This is a genomic window from Siminovitchia sp. FSL H7-0308, assembly GCF_037980985.1.
GTDB lineage: Bacteria > Bacillota > Bacilli > Bacillales > Bacillaceae_C > Siminovitchia > Siminovitchia thermophila.
The window spans coordinates 4,462,522-4,482,553 of sequence record NZ_CP150282.1; the positions used below are offsets into that span (position 1 = coordinate 4,462,522).

Below are 20,032 nucleotides of genomic sequence, written 5' to 3' on the forward strand. Positions count from 1 at the left end.
ACAAACAGTAGGATTTAAAACACCGAGCCTGTTCCATAGTGGCGAAAGGCTCGGTTACTTCTCTTTTTTATATTCAATAAGAACATCTATATATTCTTCTGAAGTGCATCTATTCAAGTAAGATACTTTCAAGGTGTTTGGATCAATCCATTCTAATTTATAACTACCCCTATGAAACGGTTGAAATCCACGATAGCCTCTTATGGTCGATAAATGCTCTATGAGAAAGGGATTTTTAGTTATTTGATATAATTCACTGACATATGATTCAATGACAAGAAATTCTTCTTTACCGTCGGGTGAAGTAAAATGAGTGTATTCTAAACGGTCATACGTCATCCAGTGTGAAAATATTTTCATGAATATAATCACAACGCCTATGGTTATAAAAAGTCTTTTAATAACGATATCTTTGATGCTTTGTGATAATACAACCAATCCAGAAATAATTACTAAGATTGTTAGGAATAGGCTTATTTCCATGTGGTTAAATCCGTTTGGTTGAATTCCTAACTGTAAATAAAGGCCCTTGCTTTTAAGAATAATGAGACTAATAGATAGTAGAACACTGCCAATTAAAACAGCTAGTGATAATCTTTTACGAGCTTCGATAAATTTCGCCTCCGATCAAATGATAGAAAGAATGATCAAAATATAAAAGTTGTGTTTAATTTTAGAATAATATATTTTTCAGTAAATGACATAAAAAAACTAACCCGGGTTTCTGCAAAAATGCTTAGAAATCCCGCCACAAAAGTATTACATAGCATAAGCGACCTTTGCTTTCCGAGGAAGCTGAAGAGACTTGCGGAAAGCGAAGTATTTTGACGTAGCGATGATAGGGGTTTTTTTAGCACAAATAAACCGAACAATTATAAATGAATTGTTCGGTTTTTGCTATTTCGTATTTGCTTCATAAAGGCTTTTTCCCATGTCCCTCAATGACTGTAGAAGAAATCTTGGAGAAGTGAAAAACGATATCGATTCTGTTGGCGGAACAAATTGCGAAAACCGCCATCGCCATGCAGGGGGCTGATTGGATTGGCGCCCGTATGGGAATGAAAAAAACCAAAAATCGCGAAACGCCTTAGGAACTTAGCTTTTTCTTGTTTTAAGCAAATGTAATCCTAATCCGAATAGGGCAATACCTATAAATGATCCGATGGTAAAAGACAATGAAAAGTATCCGGATATCAGATATATGGTCAACATACTCACTACATAGCCTGCCGCAAAACTATAAAAAAATTTGGGGTGCATTGGGTTGATCCTCACAATCATAGATTACAAGATTATTGTTTACAGAGTACACTCTTAATCTATTCTGCAAATGTCGACAGGGCAGTTTTCGCAATGGATTTCATCTTTTAAGAATTGGAGGTCGTGGATGATGATGTTTCCATCAGCGATAGAAATGACTCCGTCTTTTTTTAAAGCTCCAAGAAGACGGTTGACGACCTCGCGGCTCATGCCGCAAAAGTTGGCAAGCTCTTGGTTTGTCAAAGATAAGTCAATGATTATCCCTTTGTCTGTTTTTATGCCATAGCTGTTTGTCATACGAATGAGTGTTGAATAGAGAGCGCCCTTTTTTCCATGCAATATAAGGTCGCGGAATTTAGAATGGGTTTTTTGATGGTGAATGCCCATCATTTTCATGAATTCGGCGGAAAGTCCGGGATTGATTAACAAATTCTCTTCCAGATCATCTTTATGGATGATGGCGCATTCACAGTCTTCGATTGCTTTGGCATGAACGGTGTATGTTGAAAGTGTGCAAAACAGCCGCACTTCACTAATAAAGTCTTCCGCATTTACAATTCTGAAGGTAATTTCCCGGCCGTCAGGCGTTATTTTTCCGATTCGTACTTTGCCGGACTTAATATAATAAATTTCGTTTGCTTTGTCACCTTCCTGAAAAAGATACGCCCCTTTTTTCCATGCTTTTTCTTTGTGCCGGATTAATAGCAGATCGTGTAAATTAACGGGCTCCCGTTCTGTCAAATTCATGGGTATCCCCACCTGACATGTTATTTTTTCAAGACGTATTCGTCTTTACTCTATAGTATACCACGGCGCAAAGCGGAGTTTCACTTTGATTATGACTTTATTTTATTTTTAGAAAATAGCCGTTGTACTTCAGGAACTTGTTCGCGGTAGCGCCCAAATAAGGAAGAATTGTGTAAAGCGGCTGGCTTCCTCATTTAAGCGGATTTTTCTTTTGGCGCGAACAATATGTTGGCAATTGTTAGTCTTTTACGTACAATAACCCCGATCCAGGAAGCGAGTGCCGCTTTCAAAAGGCCGACCATAATAAACGGTGCAAAAGCACTGGCGAATGCCGCTGGCCAGCTCAAGTTGGCAGCTATTTTGAGCCAAGCAGTTCCAAATAACAGTGTAATAAACATCCCGATTGTATTGGCAATCATTGCTTGGGTAAATTTGAAGGCTGTTTTTTCCAGGTACCAGCCTATGAAAAAGGCTGTCGGAATAAACCCGACGATAAAGCCGCCTGTTGGCCCGACCAGTACGGAAAAGCCGCCCGAAAACTGGCTAAACACAGGGATTCCGACAGCTCCCATTAAAATATAGAGCAAAACTGATAATGTACCATATCTTGCACCAAGAATGGTGGCGGCAAGTCCGATGGCAAGCGTTTGCCCTGTAATAGGCACTAACGGAAGCGGTATGGTAATTTGTGCAAAGATGCCGATTATGGCCGCAAACAGTGACGCAATCATCATTCCTCTTAGCTTTTGCCGTTCCGGTGTCATCCTTTTCCCTCCAATTGTTAACCAGATATAAAAATAAGGTTTCATTTAATTTAATGGTTGGAGAGGGTTTTGTCAATCATTTGTTGAAATAAGCACTGTAACGAAAAACACTCATATCCGATGCCTGAAAACGAGATCAAGAAAGGCCGATGATAAAGGGAAACTTCATTCAGTAGGCGTTTTCTTCCATCTCCTCTGACTAAATGTTAGTTGAACGAACCGGACATTTAGGTGCCGTTTTCTTCCACTTAGACCTTTTGTATCAACTCAGGTCTTGGTCTTACGGCACCTTCACCTTATATGCGGGATACAGTGAAACTTCATTCAGTAGGGCACCTACTGAATGTTAGTTGAACCGATCGGGCATTTAGGTGCCGTTTTCTCACACCTGGACCTTATGTATTCACTCAAGGTCTTGAAGTGGGAGTTTTACGGCACCTTACATGCGGGATAAAAAGTCGCGACACACTGACATTTTACACCAGCTGTTATACATTATTGAAAAAGCTCGGGATAAGCGGTTTTTGCAACCAACTCAACAGCTTCACCGATTCTTGGTCCTGAACTGCCCATTAGGTCATTATCCACTAGATATACTTCGTCGTTTTGAATGGCGTTGATGTTTTCCCAACCTTTGCGCTCTTGGATTTCTGTGACCGGATTTTCATGCAGCCCCGTTGTCACGATTATTTCCGGGTTTTGCTTGGCCACTTCTTCAGCCGTCACATTTATTAAGCCTACTTGGTCGCCAAATGTATTTTTCACACCTGCTTTTTGTAAAATCATATCCTGAAGTGTATTTTTTCCAACTGTATACATTTCGGGAGCGGGAATCATTTCTACATAGACTGTTTTCTGATTTTCAATTGTTTTGACTTTCTTTTCTACCTCCGCTATTTGGGATTGTATATCTTTGATCAATGTTTCTCCTTTTTCTTTCACATTCATTACTTCGGAAATTTGTTCTATATCACCAAATACATCTTCAAAAGAAGAGGCCGATTGGATTACAAAAACGGGAATTTCTGCATCTTCCAGCGTCTTTAACGCACCTTCGTCAGCTGTTGTAGAGGCAAATACAACACCCGGATCTAAGTCAATTATTTTTTCCGTGTTTATATGGACAGAGTCTGAAACACGTTCAATTTCTTTTGCTTCCTCCGGATATTGGTCAAGATCAGTCGCGCCGATGACTTTATCTCCGGAATCGAGCGCGAATAAGATCTCGGTGTTGCTTGGTTCTAAAGAAACAACTGTTTTCGGAGCTTTTTCAAACGTCACTTCTTTTCCTGTATCATCTGTCACGGTGTAGGGTTGGTCGGCTTCCGCTGATTTATTTCCTTTGTTATCGGCATTCTGGCATGCACTCAGAAAAAAAGCGAGAATAATAGCAGATAGCCAGCCAAGTAATTTTGCCTGTTTCATCACATTATTCCTCCGATTTCTTCATCCGTTTTACAGGGTAAGATTTGCTTATAAAAGGAATCTCTTCAACGCCATTTATTTTATTCACATAAACTGCCATTACAAATAAGACATTGGCCAAAAGATGAGTGTAGTCAAAGAGCCGTTTTGGCACTTCTTTTTCCAAACTGACTTTATGTAGGGCACGGACAGATTTCTTCGCTTCACTGCGGCAAACATGAAGCACACAAGCCGCTGTTGTGCCTTGTGGAAGGACAAAACGGTCAATTCGATCTTTTACTTCTGCCACATAAAAGTCGTACATCTTGCTTAGACGGTTTACATCCTCTTCGGTAATGGCCATTTTTCCACGGACAGAACCATTTAAATGGTAAACCATCGGAAGCAAATACATTAAATCTTCGTGAACAACCGGTATCTCTTTTGTAAGCGAAGCCGCTTGTCCAATCCGTGTTGTCAATGAATCTGTTCTGATTTCGAAATCCACGGTGGAAGCAGATTCACGCATATAAGGATAACAAAGATATCGCAAGTCTTTCTTTTCTTTCAAGTTCTTTCCCTCCTTTGTTTCTTTTTCAGTGGAAGTGGCCGCCTTCTGACGTCCGGATGGCGGACCAAAAAAAGACGGCCGGGGAAAAGCGGGCAACGCTCAAGGTTCATCAATTACCCCTGTATTCAGAAGAGCAAATAGTATGGGTCAACCGAACAGTAAGGCATCATCGGCACTACCAGTTCCAACTGGCCAGATTTCCTATCAAGCTTAAAATAAGTGGCTACACTTCTGCAAGAATTTGACTTATTTAGCCAGTATATCACGTTTCGTATGATAGTTTGACAGGTTTCCGGGTAGAGACAGATTCAATATCATTTTTTGAGCGACTGCTTAAGGATAATGGCCTGGACTGCGTCAAGGACAAAAACACTTAAGTTTCGCATAACATAGATTATGCGCCAATGACGGGCAAACAAACTTGACGAATAGGTGAGGGAGGTCATGTTGTTTTTAGAAAACGCCATTCTTTTTCTGCCAACACCCGCCCAAATAAAGCTATTTGTGAAAGAATTTAACCTGGCTTCTAATAGTATTTTAGTGTTAGGCAAAAAGGACGTTTTTAATTTTTTCAAAAAAAACTATACTAAACTTATAGCATTAATATCAAATTAGGAAGTGAAAAATGTTGAAGAAGCCTTGGCTGATTTTGCTACTTGTCTGCGTGGCCTTGCTTGGCTGTCAGCAGGACGAAACAAAAAGTGGCCAACCTAAAGAAAATACTGGTACATCAAAAACACAAAAGACTACAGAAGAAAAAGAAACGTACAGCCTGATTGGAGAAGAAATCGAGAAAGAACCGGCTGGACACTTGTTCGAAAAATATATCGGAAAAAAAGAGTTTGCTGATCAAGAAGAGTATGAAAAAGCAGAAGAAGAAGCTGTAGCTGAATACCTGGAAGAAATAAAAAACAAAGATACGAAGGATTGGGATGCCAAGCAGTGGGCAACATCAATTATTACAAGTCTCCGTACGGATGTCGGAAATGTCATTCAGCCAGTGAGAGATATGGAAGTAAAGTATCACGAACTAAAACTACCCGACGGAAGACTCGTTCAGGATGTCAGTGAAGAAGAATTAAACGAACAGCCGGATGAAGTGAATATAGCTGTTTTGATAGATGCCAGTGGAAGCATGAAGGCGGAAGTTCCAGGTGGTATAAAAATGGCATTGGCAAAGTCAAGCATCGAACAATTTTCAGAAAGCTTGCCGGAGAATGTGAACATCTCCTTATCTGTCTTCGGTCATAAAGGGACAGGGTCCGATCAGGACAAAAAGCTGTCATGTGAAAGCATCGAAACCGTGTATCCTTTGAAAGCATACGATCAAAAAGCATTCTCCGCTGCGTTAGATCAATTTGATGCGAGTGGTTGGACGCCGCTTGCGTCAGCCATACAGAAAGCGGAAAAGGAGCTAAAAGAAACGAGCAGTGAGGAGGCAAAAACATTTATTTATGTTGTTAGTGATGGTATTGAAACATGTGATGGGGATCCTGTTCAAGCAGCAAAGGCTGCCAAGCATTCACTAACAGACCTGCAAATGAATATTATCGGATTTGATGTGGACGACGAAGCTGATCGCCAGTTGAAAGAGGTGGCCAATGCCGGAGGCGGAAAGTATACATCGGTTAATAACAAACAGGAATTGGATGAAGAGGTTACGAAAAGCTGGAAGGAAAGCATGGGAAAAACAGGGTGGCGATACTGGTTTAGCCAAAATTCCCATAGTACTAACGTTTCGTCTGTCAGAATGGCTAGTGAGCTCAGGGGATTACAGGGAGATTACCTCACTTCACTGAACAGGGAGCATGATCGAATGAAAACAGCTTTAAACGAACTATCGGATGAAGACATAATGGATCTGGATACCAAACTAGCTATTTCAGATGCAATAGATGAACGGACGAAAACCGTTAAGGAATATGCAGACTCCGTCAGACAAGAAAAGCATCGTGAAATTTTTGATACCGCGGACAGCATAAAAGAGAAAATGGATCATGTAACAAAGGACCTTGATCTATAGAAAAAAGTTGAACAGCCTCCAGCTCTCGTTTGGACATCATGAATCGGGGAGAAATAGAAAAAAAGAGGTTTCCCACTGTAGGGTTTTCAACTTTTTCATAATGTCGCATCGTCCAACTTACATGCAAGGAAGTGGATCATGTTTTCGCCATGGCCACTTCCTGTTTGGAAAGAAGTGGTTTGAAAGTGTCTGCCGTGCATTCACTGGGGAAAAAATCCGTTTCTGACTAAATACCCGAACGGCAAGGTCGCCATATGATCATTACAAGCTTTCGGACAGATGTCGGAAATATCATTCAACCAGTGGAAGATGTTGAAGGAAAGTACAACGGGAGACTCGTTCAGATGTACAGGAGTTATAGGAATTCCCATTATTTTCCAATATATTTTCTGAACTCCTCATTGCAAATTCATATTTATGGTTTGTAAACTCGATATTTAACTTTGCTAAATATCAACCACCTTCAAAAAAACCAATTATGGCACGTTCTTTTATTTATCGTTACAGCTATCACATTTGGTTATGCTTTTTTCATCAATGATCCATTCAGCACCAATACTCGCATTCCTTTTTTTGCTTTTCAATTTGCTATTAACAAATTAACCAAAAAACTATGAGGCCTCATCTTTTTCTATACGCTTAACGACGTCCGGATAAAGTCCGGTTAAAACCTTTAACTCTGCCAAAAAAAACAAAACAGGTTACCGATTTTAGCAAAATGTAATGATGAACATCTACTTTGCTTCAGGAACAATCAGTGTCTCGTCTAATTTCTTGGTATGCTGCCACACACATGTCCAATCGCCACTGTTTAAAAAGGATACAGGCGAGGTCCTTCACAACGTTTTTAAATAAAAAAAGAAGCGCCCAATGGCCGAAAAAATCGACTTAATGGACAACTCCTTTGTTTTTCTATACGGGATTTTTAACCAAATATCTTTATGTTATACGTATCTAAAAACCATTGGGGTACAAAGAACCTAGCCGTTAACAAAGGGTCAACAATCTGCGAGATTTGAGTATGTCCAATCGCGCTTAATAGCATCGTCATTTCGCTCAGTTCAAGGTCTGTATGGGGAAGGAGCAGATCGACCATTTCTTCCACGGCCGTTTTGGCGGCTTCGTCCAATGTCTTGGCTGATACTAATTGACTCAGACCATCTGAATTTTTAACCACGGGGTGCTTCAAGCTTTTTCCTTTGAATACTTGTAAGGTTATATCCGCTTTTCCCGGAACTTCGATACCGGATACACCAATTTCTCCGTCTCCCATTGCTGCATGCATATCTCCCAGGCCAAACAAAGCCCCTTCGTGAAAAATAGGGAAATAGATGGTCGCTCCCTCTGCAATGAGAAGTGTATCCAGGTTTCCGCCATGGCTTCCCGGTGTGCCGCAAGGCACGGCATCGTCCTCAGGAGCAACACCTATCACACCAATCATTTTATTAAGCGGGATTTTCACTTTTTCATTAAAAATGGCATAGTTGTCTTCGATTGGAGTGATTTTCACGGTAAATTCATCGATTCGATGGCCCATGACACCCAAATTTGGTCCAGTAGCAAGCACGCCACTTTCCCCAATTTCAATACTGTGAATCGTTACAGCCAATACATCTCCCGGCTTGGCCGATTCTACGTAAATGGGGCCAGTTGCGGGATTAATTCGGTTCCAATCAATACTGTTCATCGTTGTATGATCGGACTGGATTTGATTTTCAAAGCAGTCGTAAGCTTCAACTACCAACCTGGTTCCCGAGTCCACCTTTATAACGGGTTCGTGTTCTTTGCTAAATGAATAAATAGGCTTTCCCGTTGGTACTATTTGCGGCATTCTCTTCCCACCCTTTTATAAAAAGTACATATTAAGCCTATCGTAACATAGAAGTTAGGTAAGTCAATTTTCGTCGTATTTGGTGATCTATTCTCTATCAACATGGCAAAAAGGCGGGGGCAGCCCTATTTGTGCTACATCCGCCTTTCCGGTTAGTTCGGTACCTTCCCAATTACCATCCGGGAATAACGGCACCCTTATATGTTTCATCAATAAATTGTTTGACTTCTTCTGACTGGTATACTTCCAAAAATTGCTTAATCGCAGGGTCATCTTTACTTTCCGCTCTGGCGGCAACAATATTCACCCACGGGGAATCTTTTTCTTCCATAAAGATGGCGTCTTCTGTTGGAACGAGTCCACTTTCAATCGCGTAGTTGGAATTGATGGCCGCCGCATCCAAATCATCCAATTGGTGTGGAATTTGCGCGGCTTCCAATTCTACAAATTCATAATCCTTTTTGTTTTCTTCAATGTCCTTGACGGATGGTGTATCGCCAGCGCCTTTCTTCAGTTTGATCAGTCCGGCTTTTTCAAATAATAGGAGGGAGCGGCCGCCATTGGTCGGGTCGCTGGGCAATCCCAGCTTTGCGCCTTTTTTCAGTTCGCCGAGATCTTTCACTTTATTGGAATATACACCCATCGGGGTCGTAATCGTATTTCCGACGTTGACGATATCGTAGTTGCGATCTTCTTTTTGTTTGTTCATATAAGGTTCATGTTGGAATACGTTCAGATCAAGATCTCCTTGTGCCAGTGCTTCGTTCACAATGAGATAGTCGGAAAAAGTTTTTATATCAATTTCCAGGTCTTTATCTGCGGCCAGTTCTTTTACTTTTTCCATGATTTCCTCATGTTCACCTGCGGTGACACCTACAGTCAGCTTTCCGTCACTGAGCAGGTCTTTCGCTTTTTCGTCTTTATCTCCCGCGTTTTCTTTGTCGCCGCCTCCGCAAGCTGTAAGGGCGGCGATCAGTATGAGGAGTAAACTGGATAAGAGCCACTTTTTCATATTGCCATTCCTCTTTTCTTTTTTTGATGGTTGATTAGTCTTTTTTCAATTTGGCTGCCAAGCGGTTGCCAAGCGACTGTAGCCCTTGCACAAGGATGATGAGCAAGATGACTGTTACATACATCACATCGACTTCGTAACGGAGGTGTCCGTAGCGGTAAGCAAGGTCGCCAAGACCGCCGCCGCCGACAAGTCCCGCCATGGCCGTTGCTCCGATTAAGGAGATGGTGGCAATGGTTAAACCAAGAATGATGGATGAGCGGGACTCCCTTACAAGCACGTGCCATACGATATGCCTTGTTTTCATCCCCATCGCTTCGTATGCTTCAATCACTCCGCGGTCCACCTCTAAGAGGGCGGTTTCCATTAAGCGGGCGATATAGGGCGCTGTATAAATAACGAGCGGCACGATCACCCCTTTTACACCAATCGTTACTCCGACAATGAATTTTGTAAAAGGCAAAATAAAGAACAACAAAATAATAAATGGAACTGAACGGATAATATTAATCAATACGTTTAAAACACCAAAAACAAATTTATTGCCGAGAGCTTTTCCCGGACGGGTCAAAACAAGCATGATTCCCAAAGGCAAGCCAATTAAAATGGATATTCCTAAAGAGATTCCGACCATTTGGAAGGTTTGGATGATGGCTTCCCAAATATCAGCGCCCCAGTTGTCAAGAAACTCGTTTATTTTCGTCACTAATCTTCACACCTTCCACATGAACCTGATCTTGTTCCAAATACCGAATGGCTTTATGAATTTCGGCCGGATCACCTTTCATATGAACGACAAGCTGGCCAAAGGTATCTTCTTTTAAATGTGTAATGCTGCCTGATAGAATGTTTGGATATATATCAAACTTCTTTGTAACAGTGGCCAACGCTGGTTCGCCGCTTGATTCCCCGAAGAAAGAGAGAGTAACGACTTGGCCGCTTTCATTTAATTTTTCCAGCATGTCGTTTGGTATTTTATGTGTAAACAGATTGCTGACAAACCGCTTCGTCGTCGGATGTTGCGGTGAAGTAAAGAGGTCTTTCGTTTTTCCTTCCTCGATTACTTCCCCTTTTTCCATGACGGCCACACGGTCGCAAATTCGTTGGATGACGTTCATTTCATGCGTAATCAACAAAATCGTGATGCCGAGCTCTTTATTGATTTTTAACAGCAATTCCAGAATGGCCTCCGTTGTATCAGGGTCCAATGCGCTTGTCGCTTCGTCACTTAAAAGGACTTCGGGCTCGAAAGCCAACGCACGGGCAATGGCTACCCGTTGTTTTTGCCCGCCGGACAGTTCGGCCGGGTAGGCATGATGCTTTTCGTCGAGTCCAACGATTTTTATATATTTCTTGACCCGCTCTTCCACTTCCTTTTTGCTGAATCCGGCAAGTTTCAGCGGCAGGGCGATATTTTCATAAACAGTAGCCGTCTTTAACAAATTAAAGCCTTGAAAAATCATTCCGATGTTACTGCGGGCTTCGCGAAGTTTTTTGGTAGACAGCTTTGTTAAATCGATCCCTTTTACTTTTACAGAACCCGTATCCGGTTTTTCCAATAAATTGACGCAACGGATGAGCGTGCTTTTTCCTGCGCCGCTGTATCCAATGACACCGTATATTTCACCCTTTTTCACTGAAAGTGACACATTCTTTAATGCGTGAATAGAGCCTTGCTTGCCTTTAAATGTCTTTGAAATTCCCGCCAATTCGATCATGTGTATTTGCTCCTTCATGCTTTATTTTCAAACCCGTAATGGCTGGAAGAATATTCGGGGACGGGTGGCCCCCTTCATTCCTTACCAGGAAGGAATGACAGATCCTTCAAATGTTTCATCAATAAATTGTTTTGTTTCATCAGAGCGGTACACATCCAAAAACTTTTGAATCGCTTCGTCGTCTTTGGACTCGGCTCTTGCCGTAACAATATTTACCCATGGAGAATCTTTCGATTCGATAAAGATAGCATCTTTTCCAGGTTTGAATCCATGTTCGATCGCATAATTGGTATTAATCGCCGCCGCATCCAGTTCTTCCAACTGACGGGGAATTTGGGATGCTTCCAATTCCACAAATTCAAAGTTGTTTTTGTTTTCTTCGATATCTTTGACAGTTGGCGTGTTTCCCGAGCCTTCTTTTAGTGTAATCAATTCGGCTTTTTCGAATAAAACGAGAGCGCGGCCGCCGTTTGTAGGATCGTTAGGCAAACCGAGCTTTGCCCCTTTTTGCAGTTTTTGCACATCTTTTACTTTGGAAGAATAAATACCCATCGGGAACGTTACTGTTTCGCCCACATTTACAAGATCCAGGTTTCTGTCCTTTTTAAATTGATCTAAATAAGGTATCGTCTGAAATACGTTGAGATCAAGCTCTTTTTCGTCCAAAGCGATATTCGGCATGACATAGTCGGTGAAAACTTTTACTTCTATTTCCAAATCTTCTTTTGCTGCAAGCTCTTTTACTTTTTCCACAATTTGCTCGTGCGGTCCGGCCGTTACGCCGACTGTCAATTTGCCGTCGCTGAGAAGACCTTCAGATGTTGATTCTTTATTTACAGTTTCTTTTTCACTGCTTTTTCCTCCACCGCATGCGGCAAGGGTAAGTGCTAGCAACACAACGAAACTAGTTAATAACCATTTGTGCATGTCATTTCCTCTTTTCTTTATATATTTAGTCTGCATTTAAGGCGTATGTTGAAAATCACATACGGGGAGGTTTTTTCTTCAAAATGAAAAATGCCTCCCAAAATGAGAGGCATGGATATACATTGTAAGTAAATCGGTTTACCTCTCTTATCTTTCAAAATACAACAGTATTTTGCAGGATTTAGCACCTGTTCTTGTTTCGTCAAACAAGAATGGTTGCCGGGCTTCACAGGGCCAGTCCCTCCGCCGCTCTTTATAAGAGAATTTCAAATTCAATTGTTACATAGATATTATCCTTAGTTAGAAAAAATGTCAACAAATTTTTCATGGAAACTGAAAATCAAAAAGTAAAACCGAAGCTTTAAAATCACATTCTTGGGTTTTTAATTATTGGACTCTTTAGTTTTTAAGGAGAAGTTTTTGGAACGCAATGAAAGAGCAAATTTTATAAAATTAATTTGTTTGACGATTTTTATTTATCTTTGTCAAAAATTTATATACTCCAATTATTAAGAAATAGATAATAAACACATTTAATAAAAATGCAGAGGGGATAAATTCAGTAGTTGATAAATTCTTAGGAGAAAAAAGGAGAAATGTAGTAGTTAATTTATTAGGTCCATGATGTATTACCCAGTTAAAAGGAAGTCCATACGATTTTCCTTGAGAAGGAGAGATTAAGACTATGCTTATAGAAACGATAAAGCTGAGATATAAAAAACGTCTGTACTTTATCATTATGATCATCTCCTTTTAATAAGATTATACATAATTTTAAACAAAAAACATTTACGGAAATATTTTTAGCTTTTTTAAATATGGACTAGTATCACCGAGCTTTGCATCAGGTGTAAAACCTAACGACATTTTTCAAGAGGTTGTTTTTTTTTGAACGTAAAGGACGAGATGTCTAACGGCTGGGACATAAGCAAATACGAAATAGCAAAAACCGAACAATTATAAATGAATTGTTCGGTTTATTTGTGTTAAAAAAATCCCTATCATCGCTACGTCAACATATTTCGCTTTCCGCGGGCAGCTTCAGCTTCCTCGGAAAGCAAAGATCGCTTTCCTGCGGGATCTTCAGCTCGAGCTATTCCCGCAGGAGTCTACCTATTTTGACTACGCTAAAAGCTTGCGTATTATGCACTGGGATAATTTATCCCGCATGTAAGGTGCCGAAAGACTCCCACTTCAAAATCTCGAGTGAATACAAAAGGTGGAGTGGGAGAAAACGGCACCTAAATGCCCGATTGGTTCAACTAACATTCAGTAGGAGCCCTACTGAATGAAGTTTCACTGTATTGTTCGTTTTTTCATCAGCTGATTGAGTTGTGTCTCAGACCCTTTGTTTATGGTAATCCAGGGGAATCTATAGAATAAGAAGTTAAGATAACAACATTAAAACAATAACCTTTTTTGGGGTTAAACCGAAAAAACCTTATGGGGTTGTGGATTGGAAGATAATGGATTGTTCCCGAGGAGCTCATGTATGGCGCTTTGATCTTTTTCATCTCCATAAAGTTCGAATCATCTTCCGTCAATCTGAATATAATCATTAAGAATTTGCCGTATCCGAGCAAGGGAGGTTTACCCCATGAAGAAAAAGTGGATAACTGCTGTTTCATTTATTTGCGCCGCTTTGTTATTAATGTCTTGTTCTGCAAGTGGCGGAAATGGAAAAGGGCAGTTTCCTGAAAAATCCATTACGTACAGCATCCCGTTTGAACCAGGCGGACAGTCTGATATCGAGGCCCGGCGGCAGCAGTCATTTCTGGAGAAATATTTAAAGCAAAAAATTGTTATTCAATATAAACCTGGCGGTGGTGGTTCTGTAGGCTGGAGTGAGTTGGTGAATCAAAAGCCGGATGGATATTTTCTCGCAGGCATCAACATCCCGCATATCATCCTGCAGCCGCTTGCCAATGAAGATACAGGGTATCAAACAGAGGATATTGTGCCTATAGCCATTTTCCAGACAACGCCAATCGCGTTGGCTATCGGTAAAGACAGCGGGATTGACTCGTTGGATGACTTTATTCAAAAAGCAAAGGAAAATCCGGGGTCGATCACGGTCGCGGGATCAGGCAACTATTCCGGCCATCATATCGCCTTTTTACAGCTTCAAGATGTGGCAGGGATTGAGTTGCAATATGTGCCGTTTGACGGGGCGGGCCCATCTATGCAAGCTTTTCTGGGAGGCAATACGGACGCTGTATTGGCGAATTCCAGCGATTTATTAAAATATACCGAAGATATGAAAATTCTTGCCATCGGGTCTGAAGAAACATTCGAACCGATGCCGGAAGTTCCTACATTTATCGAAGAGGGTTACGATATTACCGCCTCGATTGATCGCGGGGTAGGAGTGCCGCCGGATACCGATCTAAAGATCATTCACATATTGGAAAAGGCTTTCCTGAACATATTGGAGGAGCCGGGGGTGAAAGATCAGATGTATGAGGAAGGCTTTGAGCCAAAAGCAATGGGCCATGAAGAATCAGTCCAATATATTGAACAGAAAACGAAGGAGTTTGCGGATATTTTGGAAAAACAGTAGGGTTACATGCTGCCAATTATTGAAAATGAGGCAATGCGGAACTTTCTATACAGGAATGGAATAATCATATAGGCAAAGGTTGAGTGACCACCGCCCAATTGGTCCTGGAATAAGCCCTGAGATACAGAACGGGAGGCGCAAAGATGATTGATTCGATTCCATCTGTGATGAGCTCATTAACGGACCCTTTCAATATCCTGCTCTTATGCACCGGGGTATTAGTGGGCATGATTGTGGGGGCATTACCCGGGTTAACCGCCACGATGGCTTTGGCACTTCTGTTGCCTTTTACCTTTACGATGCAGCCGGAGATGTCACTGATGACGATGGGCGGCTTATATGTGGGCGGAATTTATGGCGGCTGTATCTCAGCCATATTGATCAATACCCCAGGCACACCGTCCGCAATCGCCACCACTTTTGACGGATTTCCATTGGCGAAAAAAGGGAAAGCGGCCCATGCTCTTATCGCCGCGGCCATGAGTTCGGGAATAGGCGGGATTACCGGTGGTATGGCTCTTTTGTTTTTAACGCCCATATTAGCAAAGTGGGCGCTCAGCTTTGGCCCTTCGGAATATTTTTGGGTGGCGGTATTAGGCTTAACGATGATTGCCACCCTTTCCTCGGGATCTTTGCTAAAGGGATTGATCGGGGGTTGTATCGGCTTGTTGTTGGGAACGGTCGGCATCTCTCCAGTCGGTGGGGAATCCAGATACACGTTCGGCTTTTCCGGCCTGCAATCGGGGTTGGATATGGTCGTCATTTTAATCGCGTTCTTTTGTGTTCCGGAAGTAATTTCAATGATTGAAAATAAAATTAAGCCGCAAAAGGCGCTAAAAAAAGAAAAGGGCATTTCTAAGAAAATCTTTTTCTATATCATCAAAAAACCGGTTTTTTTCATTCGTTCGTCGCTTATCGGCATTATTACCGGCATTATTCCCGGAGCCGGCGGCAATGTGGCAGCACTGCTCTCTTATGATGCTGCCATTCGGTTTTCCAAAGACAAAAAATCATTTGGCAAGGGAAATATGGACGGAGTAATGGCGGCTGAAACTTCCAATAACGCAGAGGTCGGAGGATCACTGGTTCCGCTTTTGTCACTCGGCATTCCGGGAGCGCCACCGGCCGCTATCATGCTTGGAGCGCTTATGATGCAAGGAATTACCCCCGGACCAAACCTTATGAACGACCATCCGGGGCTCGTTTATACGTTTTTAATCGCGTTTATTTTGGCAAACGTGATCATGTTGTTCTTTGGTCTAATCGGTTCACAAACGATTGGAAATGTGCTTACGCTGCCTATCTGGTATCTTGCTCCCTCCATTGTCTTTTTGACGGTTGTGGGAACTTATACGATCAGAAACAGTTTGTTGGATGTTGCCATGCTCGTTGGGTTTGGCTTAATAGCTTATGTCTTGAAAAATGCCGGTTTTCATCCAGCCCCGATTGTGCTTGGCCTCATACTGGGGCCGATTGCCGAAAGAGGGTTGATCCAATCGATTTTGCTTGGAAAAGCGTCTGGAAACATCTGGACACTGTTTTTTTCCAGGCCTGTTACGGTTGTTTTAATCATTTTATGTATCATTTCTATAGCAGGTCCAATCGTGTCAAGTATTCTGAAATCAAAAGCGAGAGAAGGTGTTTGAAGTGATCAGGCGAAACATGTCGTATGATCTTGTGTTCTCTCTGGTCCTGGTGTTTTTATCGTTGGCCGCCATATGGAAAACAAAGGGACTAAATGAAATGAGCTACCTTTTTCCGCGCACAGTAAGTATCATTTTGCTGTTTCTTAGTGTGATGTATTTGGCAGTCGTTTTAGTAAGAAAAGAACGCCCAAAGCTGTTCGAACATATTCATAAACGTCAACTGTTTATTATTGGTTTGGGCATGGTCGCATATGTCGTACTCATAGGTTTACTAGGCTTTTTATTGGCCAGCATCATTTATCTTTCGGTATTTACATGGTATTTAATGATGGGAGAGGATAAGCCCGGTAATAGGAGGGTGTTTCATTCAGCTTGGAGCGCAATGGCGGTCAGTGTGTTTTTCTTCGTTTTATTCCGCTATATATTCAATGTTCCTTTGCCTGCCGGTATTTTTGGCTGAAATGAGGACTGGATTTGTTCTATAATAGAATTGGACATTCATAGAAAGAGAGGTAACAGCTGTTGCGAGACACCAAAAAGCAGGTATTGGACTATATAGAAAAACATAAGCAGGACTTAATCGGAGCAATTGTGAAAGCGGTACAAATTCCAAGCGTGATTGGCAATGAGCAGGCCATGCAGGAATATATGAAGAAAAGATATGAGGAAATTGGATTACGAGTGGAAGAGATACAGCCGCGATATGAAAAAATTCGGAATCATCCTGCATTCAGCAGTTCAGGGCTTTCATTTGAAGGACGGAAAAATATCATTGGCGTTTGGAAAGGGACGACAAAAAATACGCCTTCTTTAGCATTAAACGGCCATGTCGATGTTGTTTCCCCTGAACCTGTGGAGAAATGGACAAAGGACCCATGGGGCGGTGAAATCGAAGGAAATAAATTGTACGGCAGGGGTTCTGGAGATATGAAAGCGGGACTGCTGGCCAATTGGTTTGCTTTAAAGGCTTTATTGGATCTTGGTCTCAAGCCAAAAGGGGAAGTTCAGCTTCAAAGCGTCATCGAAGAAGAAGCGGGAGGAGCCGGCGGCACCCTTTCATTATTGGAAGCAGGGTATGTAACAGATGGCTTTATTGCAACGGAACCCCACGCTTTAAGGCTGACTGTGGCACATGCCGGTGTCATGTATTTTCGGGTAAGAGTGCTCGGAAAAACGGCGCATGCCGGGATGGCGCATTTAGGTGTGAATGCCATTAGCAAAATGTATAAAGTATACAGCGCCTTGGAAACATTGGCGGAAAAAAGAGCAAAGGAAGTCTATTTTGAACTGTTTCATAAAGGTTCCGGCCAATCTGTTCATTTGAACTTGGGCACTTTACAGGGAGGCGACTGGGCTTCCAATGTGCCGGGTGAAGCAGTCCTTGAATGCAGAATCGGGTTTATTCCATCAGAAACGCGAGCGGAGATCAAACAACTTGTTGAAAAAACAATTCAACAGGCTGCTGAAGAAGACGAGTGGCTTCAGCAAAACCCTCCCCAATTAGAATGGTACGGATGGACAACAGAAGCATGGAACCAAAATCCCGAACATCCTTATATCCAGTCATTTAAACAGACGGCTGAAAGCATATTGGGGCGTGAAGTGGAAGTCGCCGGACGGGCAGCCGGAAATGACGCGAGATTTACCCAGTATTACGATAAGCCGGGTCTCGTATTTGGGCCAAAATGTGCCAATATGCACGGGCCAGACGAATATGTCGAAATTGACAGTGTCATCGACACGGCAAAAGTGTTAGCCGCTCACATCATTGATTGGTGCGGTGTCGAAGAGGCATGATTCGCACTTTCTGGCTGTAACAGAGATGTTGCGTTGAAGGGATCGGCATGGTTGTTTAGAGAATGGCTCCCACTAGGCTGGGCATTTTGCAAATCTAAAATCAGGCGAAGGAACCTCGTTGGTTTGCTTCGCCTGATTCAGGTTATAGGCTAAAACGTCCGGCCGCAACGGCATAGTGCTCGGCTCGTTAATCGACCATTCGTTTACGAAAGATGATCACTGTTAATAGAGAAATGATAATGACCCAAGCAGCGATAATCGCAAAATGCGAAAGTACATCTGCGCCGCCCGCGTTTGCTTCCACTTTTGTCGCAATATCAAGCAACTGTACGTTCGGCAAATAATTGGCCGCTTTCAACACGGGATACTGTTCAGCCAGTGACTTGGAAAATGTTCCAGCGGAAAAAACGATAATAACAGGCAGGACAAGTGCGGAGGCCTCCATAATAGACTTCGCATAAAGGCCCAATAATGTCCCTAAACCGATATAAAAAAACGATGAAAGGATGATAGCCAGAGCAATGATTCCAATGTTCTTGGGAAGATATTCAAAAAAGATCGCACTTAGAACAATGGAGAAAAGCGTCAACAGGAACGACAGTAAACTTTTCCCGCTGAGAATTTCGGCTGTGGTGGCGGGAGACAGCATCAGTCCCCTTAAAGTGTTTTTCTCTTTTTCTTCCGCAATGAGACAGCTTTGAACAAAGGCTGCGACCATGGCAAATCCCATGTTGAAAATCATATAAATGGATTCAATCGAACTGGTGCCCATGCGACTATACAGGGCAGCGAGGACAGGCGGAAAGAAAATGATAATTGAAACCGCCATATTCCGTGAAAAATCCTTATAATCCTTGACAAAAATGGCGTTTACGCGTTTCCATGAAAATGTCATGCCAGCTTCCTCCCTGTTACTTGAATGAAAATTTCGCCTAAAGTCGATTCGTTTGAATGGATTCTCATTATTTGATCTGTTTTCATCAGACTATATAATTTATCTGCACCTTCTGAACCTGTCGGAACAACGACTTTTTGTCCGTTTGTCATTTCCACAGTGACAGTGGCTTCGGAATATTTTCTTTTGAGGTTATCGGGTGTATCTAATAACTGAATTTTCCCTTTATTTAAAAATGCAATGCGATTACAGAGAGTATCTGCTTCATGCATGTCATGTGTCGTTAAAAAGATGGTCGTTCCTTTTGCGTTTAATGCTCGCAGGCCTTCATATATATGGAGGGTGTTTGTCGGATCAAGAGCTGATGTCGGCTCATCCAAAAACAAAAGCTCTGGTTCGTGCAACAATGCGCGTGCCAATGCGACCCGCTGTGTCATCCCTTTTGATAATGTAGAAACTCTTCTGTTTTTATCCTCTTCCAAATTTACAATTGTAAGAGCTTCTTCTATTCTTGTGTGCGGAACATCATATAAATGACAATACAGCTTCAAATTATCTAAAACAGATAGCCTTCCATATAAACCGCTGTTATCAGTTAGAACACCAAACCGTTTCCGATAGTCCGGATTTTTCAACTTGGAAACAGGTTCTCCAAAAACGGTAGCTGTACCGGTTGTCGGGTTCAGTTGACCTGTTAAAATCTTAATGGTTGTGGTTTTGCCTGATCCGCTCGGACCCAAGAACCCGAAGATCTCTCCTTTCTTTACTTGGAAATCGACGCCTTCCAGAGCAGGACGATTGGCAAAAGTTTTCACCAAATCTTTGACCTCAATAATATGTTCCATGTTTTCCTTCACCTCATCCGTTTGTGTATCTA

At 42.0% G+C, this 20,032-nt stretch carries 18 protein-coding genes and 1 riboswitch; of the genes, 6 read left to right on the plus strand and 12 right to left on the minus strand.

The window, feature by feature from the left end; translation table 11 throughout:
- Positions 1 to 54: 54 nt before the first annotated feature.
- The 5 genes from MHB50_RS20945 to MHB50_RS20965 all read right to left on the minus strand — a co-directional run bounded on the left by MHB50_RS20945 (position 55) and on the right by MHB50_RS20965 (position 4,704).
- Entirely contained in the window at positions 55 to 483 is a 429-nt protein-coding gene (locus MHB50_RS20945) for a hypothetical protein (RefSeq protein WP_340084658.1), read from the minus strand.
- Positions 484 to 1,314: 831 nt separating this feature from the next.
- Positions 1,315 to 2,007, minus strand: coding sequence for a Crp/Fnr family transcriptional regulator (locus MHB50_RS20950; protein WP_339160832.1), 693 nt, complete (start codon positions 2,005 to 2,007; stop codon positions 1,315 to 1,317).
- A gap of 194 nt (positions 2,008 to 2,201) precedes the next feature.
- Positions 2,202 to 2,771: a biotin transporter BioY gene (locus MHB50_RS20955; RefSeq protein ID WP_340084659.1), complete on the minus strand. Its 570-nt coding sequence runs from the start codon at positions 2,769 to 2,771 to the stop codon at positions 2,202 to 2,204.
- A 495-nt stretch (positions 2,772 to 3,266) separates the two neighbouring features.
- On the minus strand, positions 3,267 to 4,196 hold the full coding sequence (locus MHB50_RS20960; protein ID WP_340084660.1) for an ABC transporter substrate-binding protein: 930 nt from the start codon (positions 4,194 to 4,196) through the stop codon (positions 3,267 to 3,269).
- Positions 4,197 to 4,200: 4 nt separating this feature from the next.
- Positions 4,201 to 4,704 carry a hypothetical protein gene (locus MHB50_RS20965; RefSeq protein ID WP_205179525.1) on the minus strand — a complete coding sequence of 168 codons (504 nt, stop codon included), beginning with the start codon at positions 4,702 to 4,704 and terminating at the stop codon, positions 4,201 to 4,203.
- 486 nt (positions 4,705 to 5,190) lie between these two features.
- Here MHB50_RS20965 and MHB50_RS20970 point away from each other — a divergent pair, with 486 nt between their 5' ends.
- Positions 5,191 to 5,361 (plus strand): hypothetical protein, encoded by a 171-nt coding sequence (locus MHB50_RS20970; RefSeq protein WP_205179465.1) that lies wholly within the window; start codon positions 5,191 to 5,193, stop codon positions 5,359 to 5,361.
- Positions 5,362 to 5,371: 10 nt separating this feature from the next.
- On the plus strand, positions 5,372 to 6,769 hold the full coding sequence (locus MHB50_RS20975) for a VWA domain-containing protein (RefSeq protein WP_205179466.1): 1,398 nt from the start codon (positions 5,372 to 5,374) through the stop codon (positions 6,767 to 6,769).
- Positions 6,770 to 7,694: 925 nt separating this feature from the next.
- Here MHB50_RS20975 and MHB50_RS20980 read toward each other — a convergent pair.
- The 5 genes from MHB50_RS20980 to MHB50_RS21000 all read right to left on the minus strand — a co-directional run bounded on the left by MHB50_RS20980 (position 7,695) and on the right by MHB50_RS21000 (position 12,257).
- Positions 7,695 to 8,600 (minus strand): acetamidase/formamidase family protein, encoded by a 906-nt coding sequence (locus MHB50_RS20980; protein ID WP_205179467.1) that lies wholly within the window; start codon positions 8,598 to 8,600, stop codon positions 7,695 to 7,697.
- Between the two features lie 172 nt (positions 8,601 to 8,772).
- The gene (locus MHB50_RS20985; protein WP_205179468.1) at positions 8,773 to 9,612 is read right to left on the minus strand and encodes a MetQ/NlpA family ABC transporter substrate-binding protein; all 840 of its coding nucleotides are present in this window, start codon (positions 9,610 to 9,612) and stop codon (positions 8,773 to 8,775) included.
- 34 nt (positions 9,613 to 9,646) lie between these two features.
- Positions 9,647 to 10,309, minus strand: coding sequence for a methionine ABC transporter permease (locus MHB50_RS20990; RefSeq protein ID WP_205179527.1), 663 nt, complete (start codon positions 10,307 to 10,309; stop codon positions 9,647 to 9,649).
- Positions 10,293 to 11,330: a methionine ABC transporter ATP-binding protein gene (locus MHB50_RS20995; protein ID WP_205179469.1), complete on the minus strand. Its 1,038-nt coding sequence runs from the start codon at positions 11,328 to 11,330 to the stop codon at positions 10,293 to 10,295. The genes MHB50_RS20990 and MHB50_RS20995 overlap by 17 nt, the downstream gene beginning before the upstream one ends.
- An 81-nt stretch (positions 11,331 to 11,411) precedes the next feature.
- Positions 11,412 to 12,257: a MetQ/NlpA family ABC transporter substrate-binding protein gene (locus MHB50_RS21000; protein WP_205179471.1), complete on the minus strand. Its 846-nt coding sequence runs from the start codon at positions 12,255 to 12,257 to the stop codon at positions 11,412 to 11,414.
- 144 nt (positions 12,258 to 12,401) lie between these two features.
- Positions 12,402 to 12,519: riboswitch (SAM riboswitch) on the minus strand.
- Between the two features lie 1,335 nt (positions 12,520 to 13,854).
- On the opposite strand from MHB50_RS21000, the gene MHB50_RS21005 reads away from it, so the two are divergent.
- The 4 genes from MHB50_RS21005 (at position 13,855) to MHB50_RS21020 (ending at position 18,260) form a co-directional block, all read left to right on the plus strand.
- Positions 13,855 to 14,817: a tripartite tricarboxylate transporter substrate binding protein gene (locus MHB50_RS21005; protein ID WP_340084661.1), complete on the plus strand. Its 963-nt coding sequence runs from the start codon at positions 13,855 to 13,857 to the stop codon at positions 14,815 to 14,817.
- A 143-nt stretch (positions 14,818 to 14,960) separates the two neighbouring features.
- Positions 14,961 to 16,463, plus strand: coding sequence for a tripartite tricarboxylate transporter permease (locus tag MHB50_RS21010; protein WP_340084662.1), 1,503 nt, complete (start codon positions 14,961 to 14,963; stop codon positions 16,461 to 16,463).
- Position 16,464: 1 nt separating this feature from the next.
- Positions 16,465 to 16,923, plus strand: a complete 459-nt coding sequence (locus MHB50_RS21015) for a tripartite tricarboxylate transporter TctB family protein (protein ID WP_077109459.1) — start codon at positions 16,465 to 16,467, stop codon at positions 16,921 to 16,923.
- Positions 16,924 to 16,985: 62 nt separating this feature from the next.
- Positions 16,986 to 18,260: an ArgE/DapE family deacylase gene (locus tag MHB50_RS21020; protein ID WP_077109460.1), complete on the plus strand. Its 1,275-nt coding sequence runs from the start codon at positions 16,986 to 16,988 to the stop codon at positions 18,258 to 18,260.
- A 187-nt stretch (positions 18,261 to 18,447) separates the two neighbouring features.
- Here MHB50_RS21020 and MHB50_RS21025 read toward each other — a convergent pair whose 3' ends face one another.
- Together MHB50_RS21025 and MHB50_RS21030 are read right to left on the minus strand one after the other, a co-directional pair.
- Positions 18,448 to 19,155 carry an ABC transporter permease gene (locus MHB50_RS21025; RefSeq protein WP_205179477.1) on the minus strand — a complete coding sequence of 236 codons (708 nt, stop codon included), beginning with the start codon at positions 19,153 to 19,155 and terminating at the stop codon, positions 18,448 to 18,450.
- Complete coding sequence (locus tag MHB50_RS21030; protein WP_205179485.1) at positions 19,152 to 20,000, minus strand: ABC transporter ATP-binding protein; 849 nt, start codon at positions 19,998 to 20,000, stop codon at positions 19,152 to 19,154. The genes MHB50_RS21025 and MHB50_RS21030 overlap by 4 nt, the downstream gene beginning before the upstream one ends.
- Between the last annotated feature and the right edge of the window lie 32 nt (positions 20,001 to 20,032).

Excerpts from the sequence above, each read along its gene's own strand:
- MHB50_RS20945 (WP_340084658.1), bottom strand. The coding sequence starts at position 483 with ATGGAAATAAGCCTATTCCTAACAATCTTAGTAATTATTTCTGGATTG.
- MHB50_RS20950 (WP_339160832.1), bottom strand. The coding sequence starts at position 2,007 with ATGAATTTGACAGAACGGGAGCCCGTTAATTTACACGATCTGCTATTA.
- MHB50_RS20955 (WP_340084659.1), bottom strand. The coding sequence starts at position 2,771 with ATGACACCGGAACGGCAAAAGCTAAGAGGAATGATGATTGCGTCACTG.
- MHB50_RS20960 (WP_340084660.1), bottom strand. The coding sequence starts at position 4,196 with ATGAAACAGGCAAAATTACTTGGCTGGCTATCTGCTATTATTCTCGCT.
- MHB50_RS20965 (WP_205179525.1), bottom strand. The coding sequence starts at position 4,704 with ATGCGTGAATCTGCTTCCACCGTGGATTTCGAAATCAGAACAGATTCA.
- MHB50_RS20970 (WP_205179465.1), top strand. The coding sequence starts at position 5,191 with ATGTTGTTTTTAGAAAACGCCATTCTTTTTCTGCCAACACCCGCCCAA.
- MHB50_RS20975 (WP_205179466.1), top strand. The coding sequence starts at position 5,372 with ATGTTGAAGAAGCCTTGGCTGATTTTGCTACTTGTCTGCGTGGCCTTG.
- MHB50_RS20980 (WP_205179467.1), bottom strand. The coding sequence starts at position 8,600 with ATGCCGCAAATAGTACCAACGGGAAAGCCTATTTATTCATTTAGCAAA.
- MHB50_RS20985 (WP_205179468.1), bottom strand. The coding sequence starts at position 9,612 with ATGAAAAAGTGGCTCTTATCCAGTTTACTCCTCATACTGATCGCCGCC.
- MHB50_RS20995 (WP_205179469.1), bottom strand. The coding sequence starts at position 11,330 with ATGATCGAATTGGCGGGAATTTCAAAGACATTTAAAGGCAAGCAAGGC.
- MHB50_RS21000 (WP_205179471.1), bottom strand. The coding sequence starts at position 12,257 with ATGCACAAATGGTTATTAACTAGTTTCGTTGTGTTGCTAGCACTTACC.
- MHB50_RS21005 (WP_340084661.1), top strand. The coding sequence starts at position 13,855 with ATGAAGAAAAAGTGGATAACTGCTGTTTCATTTATTTGCGCCGCTTTG.
- MHB50_RS21010 (WP_340084662.1), top strand. The coding sequence starts at position 14,961 with ATGATTGATTCGATTCCATCTGTGATGAGCTCATTAACGGACCCTTTC.
- MHB50_RS21025 (WP_205179477.1), bottom strand. The coding sequence starts at position 19,155 with ATGACATTTTCATGGAAACGCGTAAACGCCATTTTTGTCAAGGATTAT.
- MHB50_RS21030 (WP_205179485.1), bottom strand. The coding sequence starts at position 20,000 with ATGGAACATATTATTGAGGTCAAAGATTTGGTGAAAACTTTTGCCAAT.